Origin of the sequence: Enterococcus wangshanyuanii, assembly GCF_002197645.1 — a bacterium.
In the GTDB taxonomy this organism is placed as follows: domain Bacteria; phylum Bacillota; class Bacilli; order Lactobacillales; family Enterococcaceae; genus Enterococcus_L; species Enterococcus_L wangshanyuanii.
Genome location: NZ_CP021878.1, coordinates 1 through 20,856, shown reverse-complemented (window position 1 = coordinate 20,856; position 20,856 = coordinate 1). Strand labels below are relative to the sequence as shown.

Annotated in this window: 27 protein-coding genes and 1 pseudogene; 27 read left to right on the top strand and 1 reads right to left on the bottom strand. The window is 35.5% G+C overall.

Annotated features, from left to right (window positions below):
- Positions 1 to 11 precede the first annotated feature (11 nt).
- The 12 genes from CC204_RS20700 (at position 12) to CC204_RS20645 (ending at position 9,245) form a co-directional block, all read left to right on the top strand.
- Positions 12 to 284 carry a hypothetical protein gene (locus CC204_RS20700; RefSeq protein ID WP_088271984.1) on the top strand — a complete coding sequence of 91 codons (273 nt, stop codon included), beginning with the start codon at positions 12 to 14 and terminating at the stop codon, positions 282 to 284.
- A gap of 44 nt (positions 285 to 328) precedes the next feature.
- Positions 329 to 547 carry a hypothetical protein gene (locus CC204_RS20695; RefSeq protein ID WP_088271983.1) on the top strand — a complete coding sequence of 73 codons (219 nt, stop codon included), beginning with the start codon at positions 329 to 331 and terminating at the stop codon, positions 545 to 547.
- Between the two features lie 76 nt (positions 548 to 623).
- Positions 624 to 1,283: a hypothetical protein gene (locus CC204_RS20690; RefSeq protein ID WP_088271982.1), complete on the top strand. Its 660-nt coding sequence runs from the start codon at positions 624 to 626 to the stop codon at positions 1,281 to 1,283.
- 2 nt (positions 1,284 to 1,285) lie between these two features.
- Entirely contained in the window at positions 1,286 to 1,483 is a 198-nt protein-coding gene (locus CC204_RS20685) for a hypothetical protein (protein ID WP_088271981.1), read from the top strand.
- A gap of 10 nt (positions 1,484 to 1,493) precedes the next feature.
- Complete coding sequence (locus CC204_RS20680; protein ID WP_088271980.1) at positions 1,494 to 2,060, top strand: hypothetical protein; 567 nt, start codon at positions 1,494 to 1,496, stop codon at positions 2,058 to 2,060.
- The gene (locus CC204_RS20675) at positions 2,041 to 2,289 is read left to right on the top strand and encodes a helix-turn-helix transcriptional regulator (RefSeq protein ID WP_088271979.1); all 249 of its coding nucleotides are present in this window, start codon (positions 2,041 to 2,043) and stop codon (positions 2,287 to 2,289) included. Before CC204_RS20680 ends, CC204_RS20675 begins: the two co-directional genes overlap by 20 nt.
- A 162-nt stretch (positions 2,290 to 2,451) precedes the next feature.
- Complete coding sequence (locus CC204_RS20670; RefSeq protein ID WP_088271978.1) at positions 2,452 to 3,009, top strand: hypothetical protein; 558 nt, start codon at positions 2,452 to 2,454, stop codon at positions 3,007 to 3,009.
- 110 nt (positions 3,010 to 3,119) lie between these two features.
- Positions 3,120 to 3,431, top strand: a complete 312-nt coding sequence (locus CC204_RS20665) for a hypothetical protein (RefSeq protein ID WP_088271977.1) — start codon at positions 3,120 to 3,122, stop codon at positions 3,429 to 3,431.
- A complete protein-coding gene (locus CC204_RS20660; protein WP_088271976.1) occupies positions 3,428 to 4,561 on the top strand; it encodes a hypothetical protein in 1,134 nt (377 codons plus the stop codon). Before CC204_RS20665 ends, CC204_RS20660 begins: the two co-directional genes overlap by 4 nt.
- Before the next feature lie 177 nt (positions 4,562 to 4,738).
- On the top strand, positions 4,739 to 8,587 hold the full coding sequence (locus CC204_RS20655; RefSeq protein ID WP_088271975.1) for an LPXTG cell wall anchor domain-containing protein: 3,849 nt from the start codon (positions 4,739 to 4,741) through the stop codon (positions 8,585 to 8,587).
- Between the two features lie 37 nt (positions 8,588 to 8,624).
- A complete protein-coding gene (locus CC204_RS20650; RefSeq protein WP_088271974.1) occupies positions 8,625 to 8,963 on the top strand; it encodes a hypothetical protein in 339 nt (112 codons plus the stop codon).
- A 48-nt stretch (positions 8,964 to 9,011) separates the two neighbouring features.
- Positions 9,012 to 9,245 (top strand): hypothetical protein, encoded by a 234-nt coding sequence (locus tag CC204_RS20645; RefSeq protein ID WP_088271973.1) that lies wholly within the window; start codon positions 9,012 to 9,014, stop codon positions 9,243 to 9,245.
- Positions 9,246 to 9,382: 137 nt separating this feature from the next.
- Here the strand turns inward: CC204_RS20645 and CC204_RS20640 are convergent, their stop codons facing one another.
- Positions 9,383 to 9,961: a hypothetical protein gene (locus CC204_RS20640; RefSeq protein WP_088271972.1), complete on the bottom strand. Its 579-nt coding sequence runs from the start codon at positions 9,959 to 9,961 to the stop codon at positions 9,383 to 9,385.
- A gap of 275 nt (positions 9,962 to 10,236) precedes the next feature.
- Between CC204_RS20640 and CC204_RS20635 the strand changes: the two genes are divergently transcribed.
- From CC204_RS20635 to CC204_RS20580, 15 genes and pseudogenes are all read left to right on the top strand, one after another.
- Entirely contained in the window at positions 10,237 to 10,548 is a 312-nt protein-coding gene (locus CC204_RS20635; protein WP_088271971.1) for a hypothetical protein, read from the top strand.
- Positions 10,549 to 10,640: 92 nt separating this feature from the next.
- Positions 10,641 to 11,096, top strand: a complete 456-nt coding sequence (locus CC204_RS20630) for a type III secretion system protein PrgE (protein ID WP_088271970.1) — start codon at positions 10,641 to 10,643, stop codon at positions 11,094 to 11,096.
- 31 nt (positions 11,097 to 11,127) lie between these two features.
- Positions 11,128 to 11,355: a type III secretion system protein PrgF gene (locus CC204_RS20625; protein WP_069653744.1), complete on the top strand. Its 228-nt coding sequence runs from the start codon at positions 11,128 to 11,130 to the stop codon at positions 11,353 to 11,355.
- Between the two features lie 12 nt (positions 11,356 to 11,367).
- On the top strand, positions 11,368 to 12,168 hold the full coding sequence (locus tag CC204_RS20620) for a TrbL/VirB6 family protein (protein ID WP_088271969.1): 801 nt from the start codon (positions 11,368 to 11,370) through the stop codon (positions 12,166 to 12,168).
- A gap of 1 nt (position 12,169) precedes the next feature.
- A complete protein-coding gene (locus tag CC204_RS20615; RefSeq protein WP_088271968.1) occupies positions 12,170 to 12,523 on the top strand; it encodes a PrgI family mobile element protein in 354 nt (117 codons plus the stop codon).
- Positions 12,477 to 14,859: pseudogene (locus CC204_RS20610) on the top strand (VirB4-like conjugal transfer ATPase, CD1110 family). The gene CC204_RS20615 and the pseudogene CC204_RS20610 overlap by 47 nt, the downstream one beginning before the upstream one ends.
- A gap of 11 nt (positions 14,860 to 14,870) precedes the next feature.
- A complete protein-coding gene (locus CC204_RS21655) occupies positions 14,871 to 15,893 on the top strand; it encodes a hypothetical protein (protein ID WP_227011298.1) in 1,023 nt (340 codons plus the stop codon).
- Positions 15,894 to 15,921: 28 nt separating this feature from the next.
- Positions 15,922 to 17,376, top strand: a complete 1,455-nt coding sequence (locus CC204_RS21650; protein ID WP_227011297.1) for a phage tail tip lysozyme — start codon at positions 15,922 to 15,924, stop codon at positions 17,374 to 17,376.
- Positions 17,318 to 17,485 (top strand): CHAP domain-containing protein, encoded by a 168-nt coding sequence (locus CC204_RS21780; protein ID WP_335673682.1) that lies wholly within the window; start codon positions 17,318 to 17,320, stop codon positions 17,483 to 17,485. The genes CC204_RS21650 and CC204_RS21780 overlap by 59 nt, the downstream gene beginning before the upstream one ends.
- A 22-nt stretch (positions 17,486 to 17,507) precedes the next feature.
- Positions 17,508 to 17,903 carry a hypothetical protein gene (locus CC204_RS21645; protein ID WP_227011296.1) on the top strand — a complete coding sequence of 132 codons (396 nt, stop codon included), beginning with the start codon at positions 17,508 to 17,510 and terminating at the stop codon, positions 17,901 to 17,903.
- Positions 17,904 to 18,170: 267 nt separating this feature from the next.
- A complete protein-coding gene (locus CC204_RS21305) occupies positions 18,171 to 18,323 on the top strand; it encodes a hypothetical protein (protein WP_157894350.1) in 153 nt (50 codons plus the stop codon).
- Between the two features lie 461 nt (positions 18,324 to 18,784).
- On the top strand, positions 18,785 to 18,985 hold the full coding sequence (locus CC204_RS20595; RefSeq protein ID WP_088271967.1) for a hypothetical protein: 201 nt from the start codon (positions 18,785 to 18,787) through the stop codon (positions 18,983 to 18,985).
- A gap of 135 nt (positions 18,986 to 19,120) precedes the next feature.
- Positions 19,121 to 19,711 (top strand): hypothetical protein, encoded by a 591-nt coding sequence (locus CC204_RS20590; RefSeq protein WP_088271966.1) that lies wholly within the window; start codon positions 19,121 to 19,123, stop codon positions 19,709 to 19,711.
- A 47-nt stretch (positions 19,712 to 19,758) separates the two neighbouring features.
- The gene (locus CC204_RS20585) at positions 19,759 to 20,031 is read left to right on the top strand and encodes a hypothetical protein (RefSeq protein ID WP_088271965.1); all 273 of its coding nucleotides are present in this window, start codon (positions 19,759 to 19,761) and stop codon (positions 20,029 to 20,031) included.
- Between the two features lie 223 nt (positions 20,032 to 20,254).
- Complete coding sequence (locus CC204_RS20580) at positions 20,255 to 20,509, top strand: hypothetical protein (protein ID WP_088271964.1); 255 nt, start codon at positions 20,255 to 20,257, stop codon at positions 20,507 to 20,509.
- The last annotated feature ends 347 nt before the right edge of the window (positions 20,510 to 20,856 follow it).

Sequence of the window (20,856 nt, the reverse complement as noted above, 5' to 3'; positions counted from 1 at the left end):
GGAGTGCATGAATGAATGATAATAAAAACGAATGGAAAAAGTCGTTGATCGAGTTTCTATTTTTATTTGTTATTTATGAGATAGTGTTGCTTTTTGGCATATTTCTACTCATAAAAGTGACTTTTTTACAGTCGGTCAATCTTCCAATTATTGGATACATGTTTGAGAATGTAAAAGAAAGTATTCGACAACTGAATTTCATAGATTTTTTGCATAAAGATAAAGGCCTATCCATGCTGCTTACTTTCTTTGCTTCAATACTAGCTTTTGGATCAATGGAGTAAAAGCTAGCTGTCCTTTAAAAAGCGATTATTTAAGGAGAGAGCATATGAAAATAGAGTTTCGTTTGTTTGATAAAACTACGAGTAGTTTTAAAATAGTCTATTTTCAAGAATGGAAAATAGATAAAAGACAACCTCTGTTTACCAGTAATCCTAAAAAAGCTAAAGAATATTGGCATGATCGTTTGGCTGAAGAGGATGTCAACTTGTTAAAAAGAGCAGAATCACGTACAGCTGTTACGTTATCAATAAAATTGGTAACGTAACTTAATGAAAAAAGAATCTGATTGCTGAACTGTAACATAGTGCAAGAGAAATCAAAGAAGCGTGGGAGTGAGAAATGTGAATGTTGAACAAAGTGACAATGAGAATTACATTCTGTTAAATCCAAGAAATACTCAGCAAGTTGTTTCTGAGCCAGTGTTTGGAAAAGAGATAAAAAACGAAGAACAGGGGCAAATTTTTGGAGTACCAATTGCTATTCTAATAGTAAGTTCTGTTATTGTATTTTTTCTGCTTACTTTATTGAAACCAGTTGGAAAAAGAAAAAAACAAAAAGTTCTTACTCTAATTAATTGTTCAACAGATCGTATCCTTGTTTATGAGGAGCATATTTTCTCTAAGGCGATAGATATTTTCGCTTATGGATCGACAGGATCAATCAGAGAGCACTGGAGATTTCCACTAAGATACAAAAAGTGTATTAAAAGAATTACTCAAGAGAACAACTGTAAATTGATTTCCAGTGAGGAGTATTGCAAAACTAACTATAGAACAGAGACTGTGGGTGACAGCAATATGACTCAAGGAGAGGTTTTCTCAATCTATCTAACTAGTGGAGAAAGTTTTGATCATAATATGGATGAGGTACAAACAGACAGAGAGTATATAAAAAATGTGATAATGACTTTTCAAGTAGATCATTTTACGATCGTAGATGCGGATGGAATAAGCAGCTACAAAACTTGTAATGTTGAAGCAATGACAATGGAAGGGGTATAAAAATGAAAAAATTTAGAATTAGACGTTTTATTCGTCAACTTTTTAAAGAAAACAGAGACAAAAAAATGTTTATTATTGACACAACAAAATTTTCTGAACACCAAAATAGAGTGATTGTGAACGAGCTTTGGAAGAAAAACCTACTTGCAAGTAGTCGTAAAAAAAATCAAGTCATATCAATTAATACACACAAGAGTTAGGAGCGAAAAAATGGCTGAATCAATAAAAGAATCAATAGATTATGCAGAGTATAAGCTAAAAAAGAAAAACCTCTTAAAGCTTCTTGATAGGAAAACAAAAAAGGTTCTTTATCTAGAAAAAAGAGCAAACCTCCTAAAAAAGTTACCATTTTTAGGGTATTTTGATCGAAGCAAACTTGTTTTGAGAACAAAATGGTACATGATTCCACTTCTAGCTGTAGTTCCATTATTCGCCCTTTTGGGGAAAACGATTTACGATTCTGGGTTTGAACAACCAGATATTGTACATATGATGGTGCCTGCTACATATCTTTCTTTGTTTGGAAATGTAATTTTTACTTTAATTGTACTCTTCTTGTGGTTATTGATTTTAGAAATCATTAGCCTAGCGATAGTTGAAGTAATTGTTGAGGTAGTAAAGTTTACTTCTTACGTATTTTCAGATCGTTATTTAGTCATTGAGCTAAAGGAATTAATAGAACGAATTGAAAAAGATAAACGAGCGATAAAAAAAGCACAGGAAGAATTGAATTTACTAAATGAGGAGTTGGAACTTTATGCCGAAGAAAAAGAATAGCAGCTTTGAGTCCAGTATCCACGTGTGGAGAGCAAGAAAACGTATGACTCAACAAGAATTAGCCGATAAAGTAGGAGTTTCGAGAGTAACAATTGTTCAATTAGAACGAAACCGTTATAATCCGTCACTTTTATTGGCGCATGACATTGCTGAGGTTTTTGAAGTGCCAATCGAGCAAGTATTTACCTTTAAAAAGATCAATGAGGAGGAACAAAAAAATGATCATTAGCAACTGTGTTTTATCACTCATTGGCGGTGTTCTTAGTATTATAGGTACCTGCTCGTCTAACGATAATTTAGAATGTTTTGGTTGGGGAATGATACTTGTTACATTTGTGAATACTGTTGGATATACTATTGGCTGTTTAAAAAAAGAAATGAGGAATAAATAATGAAACTATACAGAGTTGAATGTTATAGGGATTCTGATTTTTCAACAACTTACTGGACAACAGATCTAAACAAAGCTAAACAGGACTATGATAAACAAAAAGATGCTTGGTATGACGAAGAAGCATATGAGGATGATACAATCGAACTTGTTGAAATTGATGTGCCAGAAGAAGTTTTTGAAGAATTTGAAGATGACTCGACTACATTGAAAGAAGAAGTCTTATGTATTGATCCTAACGATGAGGACGAAGATGGATATGTTTCTTCTTTTTGGCATACTAAAATAGCAATGGAAGCATGGGTCATTGCTACTGAACCAGATGAAGCGGTTGTCGCCTATCAAACAACAGTTTCAGACATTCAAGACGGTGTTTCATTTGAGGTAGTGAGTGACTCAGAATTTTTAGAATCCTTTGCAGGAACAACGACAGAAGAAATGCCTACGATAGAACGTGGGTTGACAAATGCAGCACTCACTATAAAAGATTGTTTGTTTGATTTAGCTCAAAATAATAAAACCGCAAAAATATTAGCTGTAGATCAGGCATTGATCTAGAAAACACTTGATAAAATGTGAGTAATAACTTACTCTTGAGTCATAAGGAAAATGCTTCGTACCTACTGACTCTCTTGTTTCTTAGTCAAGAATAGAAAAGTGGTGGGAAAATGACATTTCAAGCACAGAAAGACCTTAAATGGAATGAATTGCTTCGTTTACTGGATTTAGATCCAGATTGGTATAAGAAACCTGAAACTGAACGGTATAGGCAAATCACAACATTAGGAAGAGAAATTTTTCAACAAGGAATGAAAAATAATCCTGATAAAATCGATGAACAAAAATATTTGGTGTTAGTCGGGTATGGCTACACACTCAATGAAATAGCCAAAGAGTTTGACGTTACAAAAAATACCTTACTTGATTGGCGAAAAAATAAAGGATACACAAAAAAACGTGTGATGGAGGAAGTACAATGAAAAAAGTAACCAAAAAACAAATGGGACTCATTGCAGCCGTTGTTTTATTAGGAGTAGGCGGAACCTATGCCTATGTACAAAATCAATCAAGTGTAAAGGCTGCTGAAGCAAAACAAGAAGTGAAAGCAACAACTGAAAAATTGGATAGCTTGAATACAGAAATCAATGCTTTGTATGATAAGAAAGATACTGATTTTTTAGAAAAAGGAATCAAAACCAAACAAATCAATGATTTACAGAAAAAAGTAACAAAAGAAACAACGATCAAAAAAGAAAAGAATCTCTCAAAAAAAGACTATACTGACCTTGACCAAAAAGTTGAACTGGTCAATACGAATATAAAAAAAGCTAAAAAGGCGATGGAAGCACTTGTTGCTATCAATGGATTGTATCAACAAACACAAACAAGCGTTGCAATCAATGGTTCTGATGTGAAAAAAGATTTAGCTATTGTGGATGATCTAAAAAAAGAAACGGTTGAAAATGTCAGTAAAGCCTTCTTTAAAGAAGGGGCTACAAAAACGTACGACAAAACAATCAATGAATTGATTGCCAATGCTGAAAAGCAGCTTAATCAAATAGATACTGCGAAAGCAGAAGTTGTGAAAGTTTACAAAGATGGCAAGGTACTTTCTACAGACAATAAGCTTTATGACACTGCTAAAAATGAGACAGACAAAATCAAAAATGACAAAGCGAAAAAAGCATTGCTTGAACAATTGGCGAAAGTAAAGGAAGACATTGATAAGAAAGCCAAAGAAGAAGCAGAAAAAGCAGCAGCCGATCAAACAGCGCAACAAGCACAGTCACAAACGCAACAAAATACTCAAACAGCAGTAGCCCCAACGGTTCAACAAGGAACTACTGAAGAAAACTCAGCAACTCAAGCTCCTGCCCCAACATATGATGGCGGTAATGGTGGCTATGTCGCACCACCTGCCACAGGAGGAAATGATGGAGGGAATTATCAACCACCTGTAACTGATAACGGAACTAGTGGAAACAACGGCACTACTCAACCACCAGTGGCAGGCACAGGCGGAATGAATCAAGATCAATTAAATGAAGATGCTAAAAATAATGATTACAATCCAAGTACAGATCCTAATAGCCCGTGGTATAAAGGATAGTCTAATTTACGATAACTTCCCCAAAATGAAATATAGATGATGAAGAAGCAACCAAGTTTTTAATTTGGTTGCTTCTTTTTTTGATTGAAGGTGATGAAATGAACAGTACACGTTCTCCAACTCAATAAACAGGTTAAAAAGTTGACGGAACAACTACTATAAGATTGGAGAAATAAAATGGAAAAAAAGGAACAAACTCAAAAATGGAAAAAACGATTACTTGGTGCCGTTTTGTTTGGGGTGTTGTGTGTTAATGCATTAATCCCTATGGCACCATTTAGTCAGCTCTTATTACAAGAGGCACAAGCATTTACAATTCCTAGTGGCGTGACTGAAATAGGAAAAATCAATAATGCGCCAGTCTTAAAAGCCCCTACAAATGACATGGATGATCCATGGTTCCAAGAATTGACTCAAAACTTATTTGAAGAAATTGGTTCCCCAAGCCATGTTATTAAGCAGGTTACATGGGGCACTGATACCGTTTTGTATAACGGAAAAGACTTATCAAGTTTTGGTAGTGCGCCTACTACTATTTTTGGTGGTGATGGGTATTTACCAACGGATAAAGGAATAAATTTAAAAGTTGGACAAGCTGCGACAATTATGAATGTAGGTACAGCTATTCAAATTAGCACTGGAAAAGAAATACCATTATCTATGGTTGTTACTCTAAAATCAGTTGAAGGATTTGGTTCTTCAACTTCGCCCCTAACAGCCTTTGATGAAGCTTTATTGGTAGCTAAAAGTCAAAACGGTGTGCTTACTTTAGGATGGGGTATTTTATCTGAAGGAGGTACTGAAGGTGGAGGTCAAGGTGAAGGTGGCGGCATTGAAGGCGGTGGATCTTCTGATGGATCTTCACTAATGTTTTTGGATAATATAAATTATTCGGTGATTTTGGTTGACAATACAGGACAACCTTTACCTGATGATACATTGATGCCAATCAAAATGAGTGATATCGATGCTTCACAGTTAGCTACAATGGATGGTGAAGGAGCGTTAGGTTATATTTTATCTCCTGATACAAAACTATCTATTAGTGGAAATGGGATGGTTTCTTCTCCTGGGGGAGCAATCAATAATGATACAACACAGCTCTCCCCTAATTCTTATTTAGTATTGAAACGTTGGAACAAAAATACTGTCGGCTATAAATATACAGATGGTTTAAATAACCATGCGGATATTGTGACAGGTATTTTCGGTGTGATTCCGAGTTGGCAAGTCGGTGGTTATCTATCTATTGATAAGTCAACGCTTCAATATGGGAAAGATAATTGGAATAAATTCTATTCGTTCGACACGTTATCATTTGACGTGTATAACAAACAAGGAAAAGTTGTTGATACGATTAAATTAGATAAAAACGGCAATGGAAAATCTAAGTATTTGCCTGTTGGGGAATATACATTGAAAGAAAAATCCTCTAATTGGGCAAGTAGTGGTCAAACGGTACGTCCTGATACGACAATTAAAGTCCAAGCAGGAAAAACCACGCCTGTGAAACTTGAAAATATCGCCGTTACTGGACAAATTACCATTAAGAAAACAGGCGTAGAATCGGGTGCTGACATGTGGAATGAAAAATACAATTTGAAAGGCAATAAATTTGAGCTGAAATCTGTAACAGATGGAAAAACATATACCATTACAACAGATGAAACAGGAACAGCAATCAAGAAGGATCTTCCTCTAGGTGAGTACACGATCACTGAAATCAGTTCTTCAGCTGGTTTTGCGAACACTTTTAAACCACAAACGGTTAAGCTGACCTATAAAGACCAAAATACAGAAGTTGTTTTTGGTGAAGCAAAAGGAACGAACCAAGAGATCAAAGGGCAAAACTTGCTACAAAAAGAAGATGTAGACACTGGGCTTGACCAAAATGGGAAAGCTGTTTTAAAAACAGCAAAATTCCAACTGTTTTATGATGATGATTCAACAGGATCAAGTAAACACAAACAAGGTGATCCAGTTAAGTGGTCGGATATACCTAATCCTGAGCTATTAGCAGGAGAAAAAGTCACTAGTGCTGTGATTGGTGGAAATAAAGTTGATTTCGGTGATCAAGTCGTAATCGATGTAGACGACGAAAAATTAACAGCTGCGGTTGGAAACTTACCGTTAGGTAAATTTTATTGGTATGAAGTTGATGCAGGTGAAGGATATGTCACTGATGCGATCAAGCATACGTTTGAAATTACGAAACAAGACGATCAAACGTTGGTTACAGTAACAACGGATACAAACAGTAAAAACCGTGCGATCGAAGCAGCAATCAAGATCAGTAAAATGTTTACATTGCCTGAGAATGAAGGTTCTTCTGGCTTTAACGATATTGAATTTATCGCTAATCCGTTAGAAGGAACGATTGCTGAACCAGTCACTATGGTTACTGGAGTTGATCCAGTGACAGGGGACGATGGTTATGCATTAGGGAACTTAGTTTATGGCGATTGGGTATTAGAAGAGAAAAGTGAACCTGAAGGTCGTAAAAAAATCAGACCAATCTATATTCATATGGAAACAGATCAAGAAAAAGATATTTTAACAATCAGTGCAAGCTACAATAAAGATTTCTCTAATCCGTACTCTACACGTAAATTTGCCCTACAAGACAGCAGTACAGAAAAGAACCCAAATAGCAAGGGAACTGTTGGCAGCGTAACAACTGAAAAACCAACGATTAGTTTATCTACATTACACTTTAACAATAATCCTGATACGCCAGACGTTCCAACACCACCGACACCACCAACAAAAGATGTGACTAAAACTGACGGTGGGGAATCAATCAATGAAGGTGACGTTGCTTTAAACTCTGACTTCTTTTACGTGTTAAATTCAAGTGTTTTACAACTAAATCGTCAAGATACAACCAGCTGGACGATCAATGACGATTATGACGAAAATTTTGATCGCTACAACGGAACATTCAAATTATATGCAACCAAAGACTTTGATTCTTACAAAGCAGGAGACGAATTGCCACAAGATTTCGTCAAAGCTGAAGATAAGAAAGGCAAGGTCTTATTTACTGCTCAAAAAGCGTTCTTAGACGTTGTAAACAAGCATAAAGACAAAGAGGTCGGATTTACTATTCACGCTTCATTCTATCGCTTTAAAGACTCTGACAAGGTTCTAAATACGTTTGTAGAGACAATCAATGATGTGAAGCAGGATTCTAACGAAGTGTACACAAAAACGCCGAAACCTGAACCGCATAAGTTCGATTTATCAAAAGAAAAGTTTGATTTAACAGGAGACAAGCTTTTAGACGATGACAGCGAAATGAAAGACCGTTATGCGGATTCTAACAAAGATCCTTACAACGATAAAACAGATAATAACGAAAAAGAAAATATCAATACAACGGATGTAAAAGCAGGTCAAACGCTGTATTATCAATTGTGGTTGGATACAAGACCATTTGACGAAACAAGCGAATTAACTTATTTGCGTATGGTTGATAAATACGATGCGGCTTCCGTAACGGTCAATAAAGACCAGTTGAAAGTATATGATGCAAAAGGAACAGATTTCACAAAATACTTCAAAATTGAAGACGATGGAAAAGGCACTTTGACGATTTCAGCGAATGTCTTCAAAAAAGCAAAGAATTCTAAAGGCGAAGAGGTTTCTATCGTCGATACTGAAAAAATTCCGTTCGGACAATTTTATAAAATCGATGCGCCAATGACCGTGAAAAAAGATGTGAAAGCAGGAATAGATATCATTAATACCGCCGATCAACAATGGCAAGATTCAGACGGAACAGAAGAACACCATGAAACAGAAAAACGTGTCAATAAAGTTCCGAAAGCTGCCGATCCGAAAAAAGAAGAGCCAAAATCACCAGTAGAAAAAGTTGCTGAAAAGGTACTTCCACATACTGGTGACAGTCCAACAAGTATTTTTGTTAAATTACTTGGATGGATCATTACTCTGAGCAGCATTATTTTTTTCACAGTTCGATCAAAAAGAAACAAACAAATCGTAAACGATGAAGAACCGTTCTAATGAACGGTTTTTCTTTTAAATTCGAGGAGGTGAATAGATGGGAACGAGTATTTTTAAGGAACAAGCACGTCACTTAGCGTTGAAGGAATCAGACGTTGATTTTGTTTATCAACGCAGCAATCAACAAAAAATCCTAAAACAGTTAACAATCAATGCAAATAAAGTAATCGAACTAAGAGAAAACAATTTGTTGGAATTAAAACAATGGCAGGAATACAGTGCGATTTTGTTGGTTCACAATAGAAAAACAATAAAAATTCCGATTACAAAAGGTAGTTGGCGATATTGTGGTAAAAATAAAGCACGATTACGCTTTTCTATTCCAAATAATGTTAGATTGTCTAGATCAAAAATGCAGAATTGGCACTTACGATAAGGAGTCACAAAGAGTTAAGTTAATACACAAAGAAAGAAGGCTTTTAAAATGGAAAGAGAAAAAGTAATCAAAAAAATGATTATCTGTGATGACTTTATTGAAAATCAAGCGAATGAATTACTGAAGGAACTGAAAAAAGAGACAGGGACATATGGAGAAATTCGGAGAAACCTTGAACTAATGCCTAAAAACAATTCATTTGGTTTTGTTGTTAGACGTGCAATGGAACTATTAAATGAAGAAATTAGCACAATCAAAGTAGGGAGGCATTTAAGTGAGTAAAAAAAAGGGATCAAAGAAAATAGTACAAACCGAACAAGGGAAGTATTTCAAATGTCCGGTTTTATTTGGATCAAGGGGCGTAGGACGGCAAGAGGCTTTTAAATCTTTACTTCAACGAATTGAACGAGGCGAGATCACTATTTAATAGTATTTTTATAGAATCTATTGAGATCATTATTAAATTCTAGTAACCGTTTAGAGTATTCATTTAAATATAGTTCATTCGTAATTAAGTTTTCATAGTCAAGCTCGTAACCTAAAATATCAAGGTCATTTGATATTTGTTTAGCGAAAGAAGTCCTTGTATTGCCGTCTATTATCGATCTGTAATTGTCTTTTCTTAAAATGATTATAGGATCAGAACTTACGGACAGTTCAGGATCTAATTCTATTTTAGTACATGCAATCAAATTTTCGTCAGTGACTTCTTGATGCCGTGTACCAAATGTAAATTCTTCCAACAAAAATTTCTTGGGTTTCTGCTTATTTGAAGTCAAGAAATCTTTGATTTTATCAATGTTCAAATAAGCGTCTAATATGAATTGATCAGAGTAACCAATATAAATAGGGAATCTGTAGTATTCATATTGTTCTTGGCAGTCAGTCTCATTTTCAACTACTTCAGCAATTCTGTTTGCATGTTTTTGGATAATATGATTGGGTAAATATGAATGTGTCTTCATTAATTTTCTAATCATACTCAAAGTTAAAGTCATACAAGTCTCTCCTTTGTTTTTGTCAGACAATTATATCATATAAAACAAAAATAATTTTATATTTCATTCATTTTGTGTTTGTGGAAAGAGGAGATGACATGATTAAAAGAAAGTAAAAAAACTGTAAAGACTGCTCAAGAGAACCACTCCCAAGTGTCGTTCTGTTAGGAGAAAAAGGTCGTGGTAAACAGGAGCCGCTAAAGTTGTTATTAGAACGAATTGAAAAAGGTGAAATTACTATTTAATCATTTTTTTAATCATGAAAGGAGAAAACAATGGAAAAGGTTACTTCAGCAACTGTTGAAATTGCAAGATATGTAACAGAATTTGATCATACTCAATGGCCATTTTTTAAAAGTGAATTTCCTGAAGCTGTATATGATGAAGTGAGAAAAAAGTATTTATCTTTGAATGAAGACTTTTTTGATAACAGTGATCTGAGACAATTGGAAAATGAAATCTTGAATGGTGAGGTAGTTCACTTAGAGAATATTTGTTTAGCACCTGATTATTACTGTTACTACAATGAAAAAACAACAGAGTATATTGCAGTGATGATTCCTAATAGCGACTTATCATTGAATTAATCAGAATTTTAGTCGTGAAGCTATGGTACTTATGTCTATCTGAATAGGTGCTTTTTTTGTTATAAAAAATCGTTTTAAAGGAGAGAAAACCAATGAAATATCAAAGACCAACAGAGCGTAGAAACGGATTTAAACAGTTTACAGTAGGAACGCATGCAGCAACGATTACAAAAGTACAGAACAAACAAGCAAAAAGCGGAAGCGATATGTTTATTCTATTTCTTGAAGGGAAAAATGAAGAACAGGGTCGTTTCTTTTTAACGTTCGGAAATGATTTCACACAAGACAATATGAATTTTCTTCTTGCGAGCATTGAAGACAACGGTGTTGAGATTCCAGATTTGACCTTTGGATATAATCCAGATACGTTGAAATTTCTCACAAGAAAAGACGTTTACATTCGAGTAGAAGAAGGGTCATATCAGGGACAGCCACAAGTACAAATAAAAGAATTTTTAACACTAGAAGAGTTTGAAAACAGCGAAGAAGAATCAGGATTTGACGGATTTGGACAAGAGGATAATTTTCACTCTTCAGAATGGCAATAACTAAAAAATAAGTAGAAAAGAGGAAATAGAAATGGATATCGTTACAAAAATTGTCACAATCATCGGAGCGATCATCGGTGTTTTAGCAGCTGTCGGCATTATGTTAGGAGTAAAGGATGTTCGTTCAGGAATGCAGACGGATGATCCAAGAAAAACAGATAAAGGGATTGAGGCAATTATTGTTGGTGGGGCATTTGCCTTGATTGCAACAGGCGTAGGTGCATACGTAATTGCTCAGCTTAGTTCAATCAAATTCTAAGGAGGGAAAAGAATGAATATTCCAGAATCCACCCTCAATCAGCTGTTTCAAAGTTTAGGAGAATATAATCCAACGACAAATGAAGTGATGGGAAAGATAGCGAAAGTCTTGATTCCTTTGGGACTGGCGATTTTAGGCATTCTTTTCATGGTGGAAATGACCAGTGTAACAAAGAAATTTAAAATGGAAGACGGAGGATTGGGTGTAGAAGTCCTTACAGACTTAGCAATGAAATATATCATTGCGTTTGTGCTGATCATGTCTTCGGGTTATATCGTAGACGGAATTGTATGGTTTGGGATTCAAGCAGCTAAGTGGATCAATTCAGTTGTGACTATTACAGGAACAAGTGATGCAATCCCTCAGATGGGAAAAGTATCCTGGTGGGCAAAACCACTTGTACTTTTATTTCAAGTGTTCGCCTATATTGCACTTTTTCTATCTTCGTTTATCACGAATATTCTCATTTTTTTACGAGGGATTCAACTGTATATTGTCAAAGCGATGGCACCTATCTTGATTGCTTTCTTCGTAAACGATGAGCTTCGCTCAATTGCTGTAGGGTATATCAAACAAATCATGGCGCTTGTTCTACAAGGTGCACTATTAGTCTTGATCGTTGGTTTAATTCCAATTTTAATGGCCAACGATTATTTGTCTTTTGCTTCATTTGAAGGTGGAGTTTGGGACAATGCAGGAGCATTAATGATCAATATCATGATTTATGTAGTGCTCATTTTTAAATATGTAGCGATTATAATCATTTTGATTGGCTCACAAGGAATGGCCAAACGATTTATGGGGGCGATGTAGTATGGCAATTGGCTCACAATTTTATAAAGATGTGTCTAAAATTGAACGAAAGGTATGGGGGATCAGTATACGACAGCTGAAAGCCTATGTCTTATTAGCAGGTACTGCGCTCATATTAGGAGTAGAAATATTTTTTCTTCCTGATTGGGCGTTTTTAATTTTCTCTCTACCTACTGCGATCGTTTTAGGGTATTATCCCGTTTTTCTATTGTTGAATACGTGGAAAGAAAAGAAACGGAAGTTCGAACTTTACTTTTATTATGAAGAACGAACCTATAGATCAGGACAGATAAGGAGATATGGAAAGCATGAATTTACTCAAAAAGAAACCATCAAAGAAACAGATGAGATCTAAACAAACAGAAAAGCAAATGAAACAACGTGTGATGGAAAAAGCTAATCCAACAGCGCAAGACAGTATTAAGTATACACTTCAGTTTGAAGAGGGCTTAATGCACGTTGTAGAAGGCGAATATTCCAAAACCTATCGATTGGGTGAAGTTGATTATGAAGTCTCGATGGAACAGGAACAGGAAGATATCGTGGTTGGCTATGCAGATGGGCTGAATACCTTAGATAAAAATTCAAGATATCAACTATTGGTACTTAATAAACGAATCGACGACTCTTTATTAGAGTCTATTCTATTACCTTATGCGGCAGATCCGTTGGACAATTATCGCCAAGAAATGAATGAGATCATTGATAAACAGTTCCAACAAGATCAACGAAATTTTACGATTGAAAAATATGCCACGTTTACAACCAAGAGTTCGTCTAGAAAACAGGCGAATAAAAATATTGAAACAATCGCAAAAAACTTTAAAAATCGTTTTGAAGCAAATGAAGTAGACCTGTCTGTGACTCCTCTAAGTGGTGTAGAACGGCTGTCAGTAATGAGTGGTCTCTTACGACCAGGTTCTTATTTTAGTACAACATATCAAGACATTGCGGTATCAGGATTGAATAGTAAAGCATTTATCGTTCCTGGGAAAATTCGTTTTGTGAAAGACAAAAAGTATATGCGCTTAGGCGAATATTATGCTGCTGTGCTATATATTCGCCAATACCCGAAATACTTAGAAGATCGTTTGATACGAGAATTATGTGCAATAGGAACAGAACTTGCTATCAGTATCCATGCCACGCCTTATGACATGATCCAAGCAAAGAAAAATATTCAAACCATGCAGACGTTAAATAATGTTGCGATTAGTAAGCAGCAAAAAGATAATTTTCAGCAAGGTGTTGGGGAAGATATGATTGCAGGTGACTTGAAGGACACTAAAGAATCAACGGAAGCCTTAATGGAAGAAATCAAAGAAAACGGACAAAAAATGTTTTCAGGAATTTTCACCACTTTTTTGATTGCGAAAACAGAAGCTGAGTTAGAAGAGTCCATTAAAGCAGTTGAGGATGTGGGTCATACATGGCAAGTAGATTTTGAGGTAGTAGAAGACTACAAAGAGGAAGCATTGAATACGATCTTACCGATCGGTAAACCGTATTTGGATGTAGAAATGAATTATATGCGTGATATGACGAGCACGAATGTGGCTTCACAGGTACCATTTACCAATGTTGAGCTACAAAGTCCAACTGGCCAATATTATGGGCGAAACCAAATAACGAATAATGTCATTACCTTAGATCGTAAAAAAGATTTGCCAACCCCTAGTGGATTGATATTTGGTACTTCTGGTTCAGGAAAAGGAATGGCTACTAAGTGGGAAATGATCAGTGCTTTACTTCGCTATCCAAAAGATTTATTCCGTATTGTTGATCCCGAAAGTGAGTATATACCGATTGCTCGAGCTTTTGGTGCTGAAATCTTAGATATTTCAACAGGGACACAACACCATTTAAACATTTTAGATATGGTTGACAGTCGTTTATTGGATGTAGAAGATCGAAATGTCGATTTAGTTAAAGAAAAGGCCAATTTACTATCTGGCCTATTTGAATCCTTATTAAAGTCCTATACAGATGAAGATGCCTCGATCGTTGACCGTGTGACAAGAAAAACGTATGCAGCATTTGAAGGGAGTCAAGAACCGCCTACCCTAGTAGAGTGGTTTAATATTTTGCTAGAGCAACCAGAACCAGAAGCGAAAACATTAGCTACAAAAGTAGAACCTTACTGTATTGGCTCGCAAGATATTTTTTGCACATAAAACAAATATTGATTTAAATGCCAAGTTTGTTGTGTTCAATATCAAGAAACTAGATGAAAAAATGAAGCCTTTTGCGATGAAAGTCATTTTAGATCAGATCTGGAAGCAAGTCGTAGCAAATCAAGGGAAAGTTACTACTCGTCTATATTTTGATGAATTACAAGTGAATTTTGAAGAAGAAAGTTCCGCTAGTTGGTTCTTAAATTTATGGGTACGTATCCGAAAATATGGGGCGGTTACAACAGGAATCACTCAAAATATCTCAACAATGTTGGATAGTCCAGCTGGTATGAAAATGCTATCTAATAGTGAATTTATGATTCTGTTACGCCAAAAACCTGTAGATTTACAAAGACTGAAAGAAGCGGTCAATTTGAAACCTAAATTATTGAAGTATGTAGGCGAAAAAGTACCACAAGGAACAGGTTTGATCTATGCCAATGGAACGATCGTTCCATTTGAAAATCCTATTCCAGAGAATACAGAACTCTTTGAAATAATGAACACAGATGCTTAGGAAGTGATTCTATGACGAAAGAAGAGAAGCCTTCTTGGAAAGAAAACCAAAAAATTGCGCCTAGAGTGAAGGATGGCGTTAGCAAAAATGCTTTCCGTAATCCACGAGAAGCAACGAAGGTATCTAAGAAAGCATTTAAACAGGCAAAAAAAGACTATAAACTTTCTAGAAAAGGGTATAAGGGTCAATTAAAAAAGCATAAGATCAACGTGAAAAAGGGCAGTCAAGCTCCTTCAATCGATCATATCATTGCAAAGAAAAAATTTATTGAAGACAAAAACGGTAAAAAAGTAGCCAAACGTGTCTATCAAAAAATAAAGGCTAAAGATACAACTAGAATTTCTGTACAACTTAAAAGTGAAACCAAAGTTTCTATGAAAGAAGAAACTAAGCAACAATCATTAAAGGTCTTGAGTGAAGATGATACTTTAAAAGAGGGCGTAGAAGCTTATCGAAAACTACGACGAGCCAATCAAAAAATTCGTGTTGGTTTCAAAATCGGTAAAAATACTGGAAAAGTAGCATTAAAAACAGGAAAAGGTGCTTATGGTTTAGGTAATCGCACGTTCAATTTTTCAAGAGGACGTGGATTCCACCGAACACCAGAGAATCTTACGACACGAAAACAATTGATGTACAAATTACGTAATCACCGTCAACGAATGAAAGCGGCTAAGGCCGCAAAAAAAGCTGAAAAAGGTCTTAGCTTAGTTCGTTCTGTCCTAACAGGCAAAAAATCGGCTTCAAAAGCAGCGATGATTCTTATTAAAAACCCAATTACCTGGATCGTCTTATTAGTTGTAGTTGTTGTTTTTATGATGATGGGTATTGCAGGAGGAACACAGAAACCTGCGATCGTTCAAGAAGATGAAGATTTAACAGACTCATGGGTTTATATGACGAAACTAGATGCAGAGCACACGGACGACACCAATCAATTCTACAGCAACATTGACGATGTCATGTTTTATATGAATTATCGTTTTGAAGAATATAAATTGTCGGACACTGGATTGTTGGGAAAAAAACTTTGAGAACTATCTCAGTGATCTGTGGGAAGATTTGAATGGAAAATCTCCTGACTACGAGTTAAAGACCATAAAAGAACTTGAAACAGACAACAAGTCACGTTATTTTCTTTCAGGCGAAGACTATGAGCATTATCAGGAAGTAAAAAAGGAATTAGGCTATACTACATTGGATGATCCGTTAGCATTTCCCTTTGAAACAGATTCATTAATTGTTTCACGTAGATATGGGTACGAAAAGAAAGACGGAAAAGAAAGTTTGTTCCAGGGAATTGAGCTTATGACAGAAGTTAATAAAGCGTTCAATTCCCCACTTGAAGGAAAGGTAACAACTATTCCAAATGAAACAAGTTTAGTCATAGAAAAAGAAAAAAGTGTTCGTTTAACCATTGAAGGCGTTAAAAGTAGTCGATTCAAAGGGAACGAAGACGTGCAAGTCGGTACCTTTTTGGGAAATAGTCCAAATGAAACGGTCACCCTTCAGTATGAAAAATATGATTTAGAGAAAAAGGCTTGGTTTTCTGTTAACCCCGCTTTTTATTTTCCCAATGTGACCTATACGCAAACAACATTATTGGGTTCTTCGTCCTTTGATCCAGGAGCGGATGTAGAGAGTCGAGCACGAGCTGTCTATGACTACTTAACAAAATTAGGATACAAAAAAGAAGGAATTGCCGCTATCTTAGGGAACTTTTCCGTTGAAAGTGGAATCAATCCAAAACGAGCAGAAGGAGATTACTTAAACCCACCTGTAGGAGCGAGTGCTACTTCATGGGATGATCCTGCTTGGCTAGCAATGGGTGGAACGGAAATCTATGGTAAATTCCCTAATATTCTTCATAGAGGGTTAGGATTAGGCCAATGGACAGATACAGCTGACGGAAGTACACGTCATACATTGTTACTTGACTATGCAAAAAGTAAAAAGAAAAAATGGTATGATCTACAATTACAATTAGACTTTATCTTTAATGGTGATTCTCCTGCCTATCGAACAATAGCTGCTAATACAGCAGGAAACAAAGTTGCCGCAACCGTACCAGAATTAACAGTGTATTTCTTGAATAACTGGGAAGGAAATCCAGGAGATAAAACAAGTGAACGGATTCAAGCTGCTCAAAATTGGTTTAACTTCCTGTCTAGTTCAGGGAATGAAGTCAATGGATCAAGTAGCGAAGTCTTCCAAAAATACAAAGATAAAATGAAACCTTTACCTACGGATAGAGAAACGAAACAAGGACAAGGGTGGCCTGGTAATGCGTATGCACTCGGAAATTGTACATGGTACGTGTACAATCGAATGGCACAACTTGGTAAGTCGATTCACCCAACGATGGGAAATGCGAATCAATGGATAGTAAATTATATTCTAACGCCAGGTGCGAGTCTTGTTTCAACACCGAGACGAGGAGATGCCGTGATCTTTACGAATGGAGTGGCAGGTTCAAAGTTCTGTATACGGGCATGTGGCATTTGTAGAATATGTTAACAGCGATGGAACGTTTGTAATCTCTGAAATGAATGTGAGTGGTGAATACTCCATGAGTTGGCGTGTATTGAAGAAAGAAGCAGGCGAATACTTTATGCGTGTGAAATAAGAGAAAGGAGAAAATAATTTTTATGTACAATCATGATAAAATACGAAAATTGAAGAAAGCAGGCTTGTTTCTCGGCCTGTTTTTTCTTGTACTTTTATGTTTTTTTGTTGGATTTAGTGTTGGTAAAAGCAAACAACAAGCGGCTCAAAAGCCCGTGAAACAAGAGGTGGTGGAAAAGAAAAAAGATTTGACCACTGATACAGTCCAAAAATTTCTTATTGCCTATTTTACAAGAAAAGATTTAGGAGAAAATCGCAATCGATACGAGCCCCTGGTTACCACGTCTATGTATAACGAATTAACAACAGAGGAAGAACAACCTGTTAATCAAGCGTATAAAGGCTATGTGGTCAATCAAGTACTGGATACAGCAGATATTTACATTAATGCAGAAATGATACAGCTATATGTGTTGTAACCTATAAAAATACCCAACGAAAGAAAATCGGAAGCAACGAAGGGGCTCTGAAAAATCAATCAAATCAAGAAGCTGTGCAAGTCACCTTTACAAAACAAGGCAAAAAATTCTTGGTAGATAAAATGGAACCTGTAACGTTGACCAATTTATTAAATACAGACAGTAATTCTTACAACACAAATGTAACTACGGAATCTGAATATTTTGAGCCAACGCAATCAACAATGACAAGTTCAACCACACTAGCCACAACGGAGGAATCAAGCCATGAGTAGAATTGAAGAGTTAGAAAAAAAGCAAAAACGGTTAGAAAATGACCTGAAAAAAGCAAAAGAACGATTGAAGAAGCAACAAGAAACCGTCACTAAAAAAGAAAATGAGCTGAAGCAACTGGAAGCAGAAGTTGTTCAACGTTTTTAGTTGAAAATGATTTGACTTTAACAGATTTAAAGTCATTATTAGCACCTAATCAATCAACGCCCCCTGCGTTAGAAGAAACCCCAAAGGATAATGAAGGAGGAACTGAACATGTTTAATTTTCTAAAGGGAACATTCCGTTTTGAAGTGATCCATTCAGATAACATTCAAACAGAGTCTATTCTGACTCCAGAATCATTAGTGAACTATGTGATTGGCGTAAATAACCACTTAATTAAAGCAGAAGAGACTGGTTGGGTGTATGGCAGAAAAAATTTAAGGAGGGTAAAAAAGGCAAAGAGCTACTTTATGCATTTAAAATCGAGCTGCCGTTTATACGAAGATAATCCCTATTTTGACCAGTTGCTTTCCACCATTTTATACAAAAAAAGAAACTACCATTTGAAGAGGTTGTTCTTCCAGAGGCAACCAAAGAGACTGAAAGTAAGGCAGGTACACCAGAATTGCCGTCAGAATTACAAGCACTTGCAGAGTCTGGCACAAAACGTTTGGAAGAGCAAGAGCCTGAACCTAGTGAAATCGGTGAAGTGAACTCTGAAGAACAAGAACTCGTAGATCTCAACGAGGATCAAGCGGAACAGCAACAATTAATTGAAAATCTTATGTATCAGCTAGAAATTCAACAAAAGAGATCCAGAAACTGAAGCAAGAAAATGCTTCAAATATCAGCCTTAGCGATCCTTTTTCAAATGCAGATATAAAAACCGAATTAGTGGTAAAGAAGAAACAGCCTGAAGTAAGTTCAGATAAATCGTATCCTGGTCTTTCTTTAGATTCGATTGAACCAAAAACAGAAAAAACAACAGTTTTTATCAACTCCTGAATCAGTTGATGCTGTAAGTGATGTGTTGGATCTTGTGAAAAATGAATTTTCTTCTCGCCTTTCTAATTTTGTGGAAGAAGAGACAATCAAAATAAATCAAGAAATCAAGGAGCTCGATACTCGTCACTTGATTGAAGAAGAAGTGACGAAACGTGTTCAAGCGGAAAAGCAGCGGACAATTGATGCTGAGATTCTTGTCCTGGATAATGAAGAACAAAAAGAGTTAAAAGAAGAGCAGCAACGACATGAATTAGCAGTTGCGACAATCAAACGAACTTGTGCAGAGAAGAAAGCGAACAAAGAACAAGAATTAGACGTTCACTTTAAAGACAAATTGGCCAATGATATTGCAGTCGAGTACAAAACACAAACCGAGCAACTAACACGTATACTGCAAGGAAAGAAAGACGAGCTTGCGTTTAAACAAAAAGAAATGAACGAAGGCTTAAAGACTAACTTCGCCCAGGTACTTGCTTCATTCAATGAGACTCACGAAAAGGTGATTGAACAAGTAGAACAACAAAAAAGTGGCCAATCAACCGATTGACTTTTAGCACATAAAAAAGCAGCTAATTAGTATGAAAGGAAGGCAAAATGAAAAAAAACGAATTAAATCATTTGTTGAATGTAATTTATTACGATTTCTTTATATTGGTTAGAACATTAGGTGTGATCGAAGAATGTGATGCAAAAGAATTTAGATTTTGTGGGAAAATGGCGGATATGATTCATGATTTTCCGAAATGTGATGTAAATTCTGATTATTTTAAGCTAGAGTTGATTGATTATTCTAATTTTTTAGCTGATAATTTGGATAAAGGAATTTTTCAGCAAAAAATGTTGACCTTATCTATAAAGAACAGTTAAAAATGATAGCAGCCGTGTTGAATGAGCAAAAATAGAGCTACCAATCCTTAAATATAATTAGTCCATATGGTACAATATAAAATATATTGATACCAAAACCTGGAGGGAATTTATTGGAAGATTGTCGTAATAATCTATGGGAAAAAATTGTTAACATGGGATTGGAAATTATTTACTAAGTAAAGGAGTAACTGAAGAAAGTATTAAAAGAAGCAAAGACGAAATGTCTTTGGATGAGCGAGACTTATATTATTACTATAATGACAAAAATCAAGTTGTAAATGATAGACTTGTACCAGTGAAAGATATTGTAGGGGTTAGCCGTGTTGTAGATTTTTCATGGTTTGATATTTTAAATTACAGTATTTTAGGGCTTGCCAAAAGTGATTATGAAATAAACATTGAACAGATTAGATTTTTAAGACAATTATTATTGTTAGAAGAAAATAATTTGGATGAATTTTCAAAAAATGTATAATCAAACTGGAAACATTTCTTTTCTTGCTTTTAAAAATGGGAATGAGACAAAATATTTTCAATGTACGGATGGAAATCACAGGGTCATTTTAGCTAAAATAACAGGATTAGAAACAATTCGAGCAAATAAAATTCGTTACTATGAGTATAATTCTAAAAATTATAAGTTATATAATATTTTATAAAGAAGCGGAAACAGACTTTATAAAACTTTTTGGAGGAAACAGAATTTACAGTAACTGATACAGATTGTTTTTCTGGGAGCAAGAGAATCGTTCTAGATTATTTTGATTTCAATGAAACATTTAGCAGAATTGCTTTTTATCCTTTTAATTTGTATGAATTTGA

Bases quoted from the DNA above. Each gene is read 5' to 3' on its own strand.
- CC204_RS20700 (WP_088271984.1), top strand. From the start codon at position 12: ATGAATGATAATAAAAACGAATGGAAAAAGTCGTTGATCGAGTTTCTA.
- CC204_RS20695 (WP_088271983.1), top strand. From the start codon at position 329: ATGAAAATAGAGTTTCGTTTGTTTGATAAAACTACGAGTAGTTTTAAA.
- CC204_RS20685 (WP_088271981.1), top strand. From the start codon at position 1,286: ATGAAAAAATTTAGAATTAGACGTTTTATTCGTCAACTTTTTAAAGAA.
- CC204_RS20680 (WP_088271980.1), top strand. From the start codon at position 1,494: ATGGCTGAATCAATAAAAGAATCAATAGATTATGCAGAGTATAAGCTA.
- CC204_RS20675 (WP_088271979.1), top strand. From the start codon at position 2,041: ATGCCGAAGAAAAAGAATAGCAGCTTTGAGTCCAGTATCCACGTGTGG.
- CC204_RS20670 (WP_088271978.1), top strand. From the start codon at position 2,452: ATGAAACTATACAGAGTTGAATGTTATAGGGATTCTGATTTTTCAACA.
- CC204_RS20665 (WP_088271977.1), top strand. From the start codon at position 3,120: ATGACATTTCAAGCACAGAAAGACCTTAAATGGAATGAATTGCTTCGT.
- CC204_RS20660 (WP_088271976.1), top strand. From the start codon at position 3,428: ATGAAAAAAGTAACCAAAAAACAAATGGGACTCATTGCAGCCGTTGTT.
- CC204_RS20655 (WP_088271975.1), top strand. From the start codon at position 4,739: ATGGAAAAAAAGGAACAAACTCAAAAATGGAAAAAACGATTACTTGGT.
- CC204_RS20650 (WP_088271974.1), top strand. From the start codon at position 8,625: ATGGGAACGAGTATTTTTAAGGAACAAGCACGTCACTTAGCGTTGAAG.
- CC204_RS20645 (WP_088271973.1), top strand. From the start codon at position 9,012: ATGGAAAGAGAAAAAGTAATCAAAAAAATGATTATCTGTGATGACTTT.
- CC204_RS20640 (WP_088271972.1), bottom strand. From the start codon at position 9,961: ATGACTTTAACTTTGAGTATGATTAGAAAATTAATGAAGACACATTCA.
- CC204_RS20635 (WP_088271971.1), top strand. From the start codon at position 10,237: ATGGAAAAGGTTACTTCAGCAACTGTTGAAATTGCAAGATATGTAACA.
- CC204_RS20630 (WP_088271970.1), top strand. From the start codon at position 10,641: ATGAAATATCAAAGACCAACAGAGCGTAGAAACGGATTTAAACAGTTT.
- CC204_RS20625 (WP_069653744.1), top strand. From the start codon at position 11,128: ATGGATATCGTTACAAAAATTGTCACAATCATCGGAGCGATCATCGGT.
- CC204_RS20620 (WP_088271969.1), top strand. From the start codon at position 11,368: ATGAATATTCCAGAATCCACCCTCAATCAGCTGTTTCAAAGTTTAGGA.
- CC204_RS20615 (WP_088271968.1), top strand. From the start codon at position 12,170: ATGGCAATTGGCTCACAATTTTATAAAGATGTGTCTAAAATTGAACGA.
- CC204_RS21655 (WP_227011298.1), top strand. From the start codon at position 14,871: ATGACGAAAGAAGAGAAGCCTTCTTGGAAAGAAAACCAAAAAATTGCG.
- CC204_RS21780 (WP_335673682.1), top strand. From the start codon at position 17,318: ATGGAGTGGCAGGTTCAAAGTTCTGTATACGGGCATGTGGCATTTGTA.
- CC204_RS21645 (WP_227011296.1), top strand. From the start codon at position 17,508: ATGTACAATCATGATAAAATACGAAAATTGAAGAAAGCAGGCTTGTTT.
- CC204_RS21305 (WP_157894350.1), top strand. From the start codon at position 18,171: ATGAGTAGAATTGAAGAGTTAGAAAAAAAGCAAAAACGGTTAGAAAAT.
- CC204_RS20585 (WP_088271965.1), top strand. From the start codon at position 19,759: ATGAAAAAAAACGAATTAAATCATTTGTTGAATGTAATTTATTACGAT.
- CC204_RS20580 (WP_088271964.1), top strand. From the start codon at position 20,255: ATGTCTTTGGATGAGCGAGACTTATATTATTACTATAATGACAAAAAT.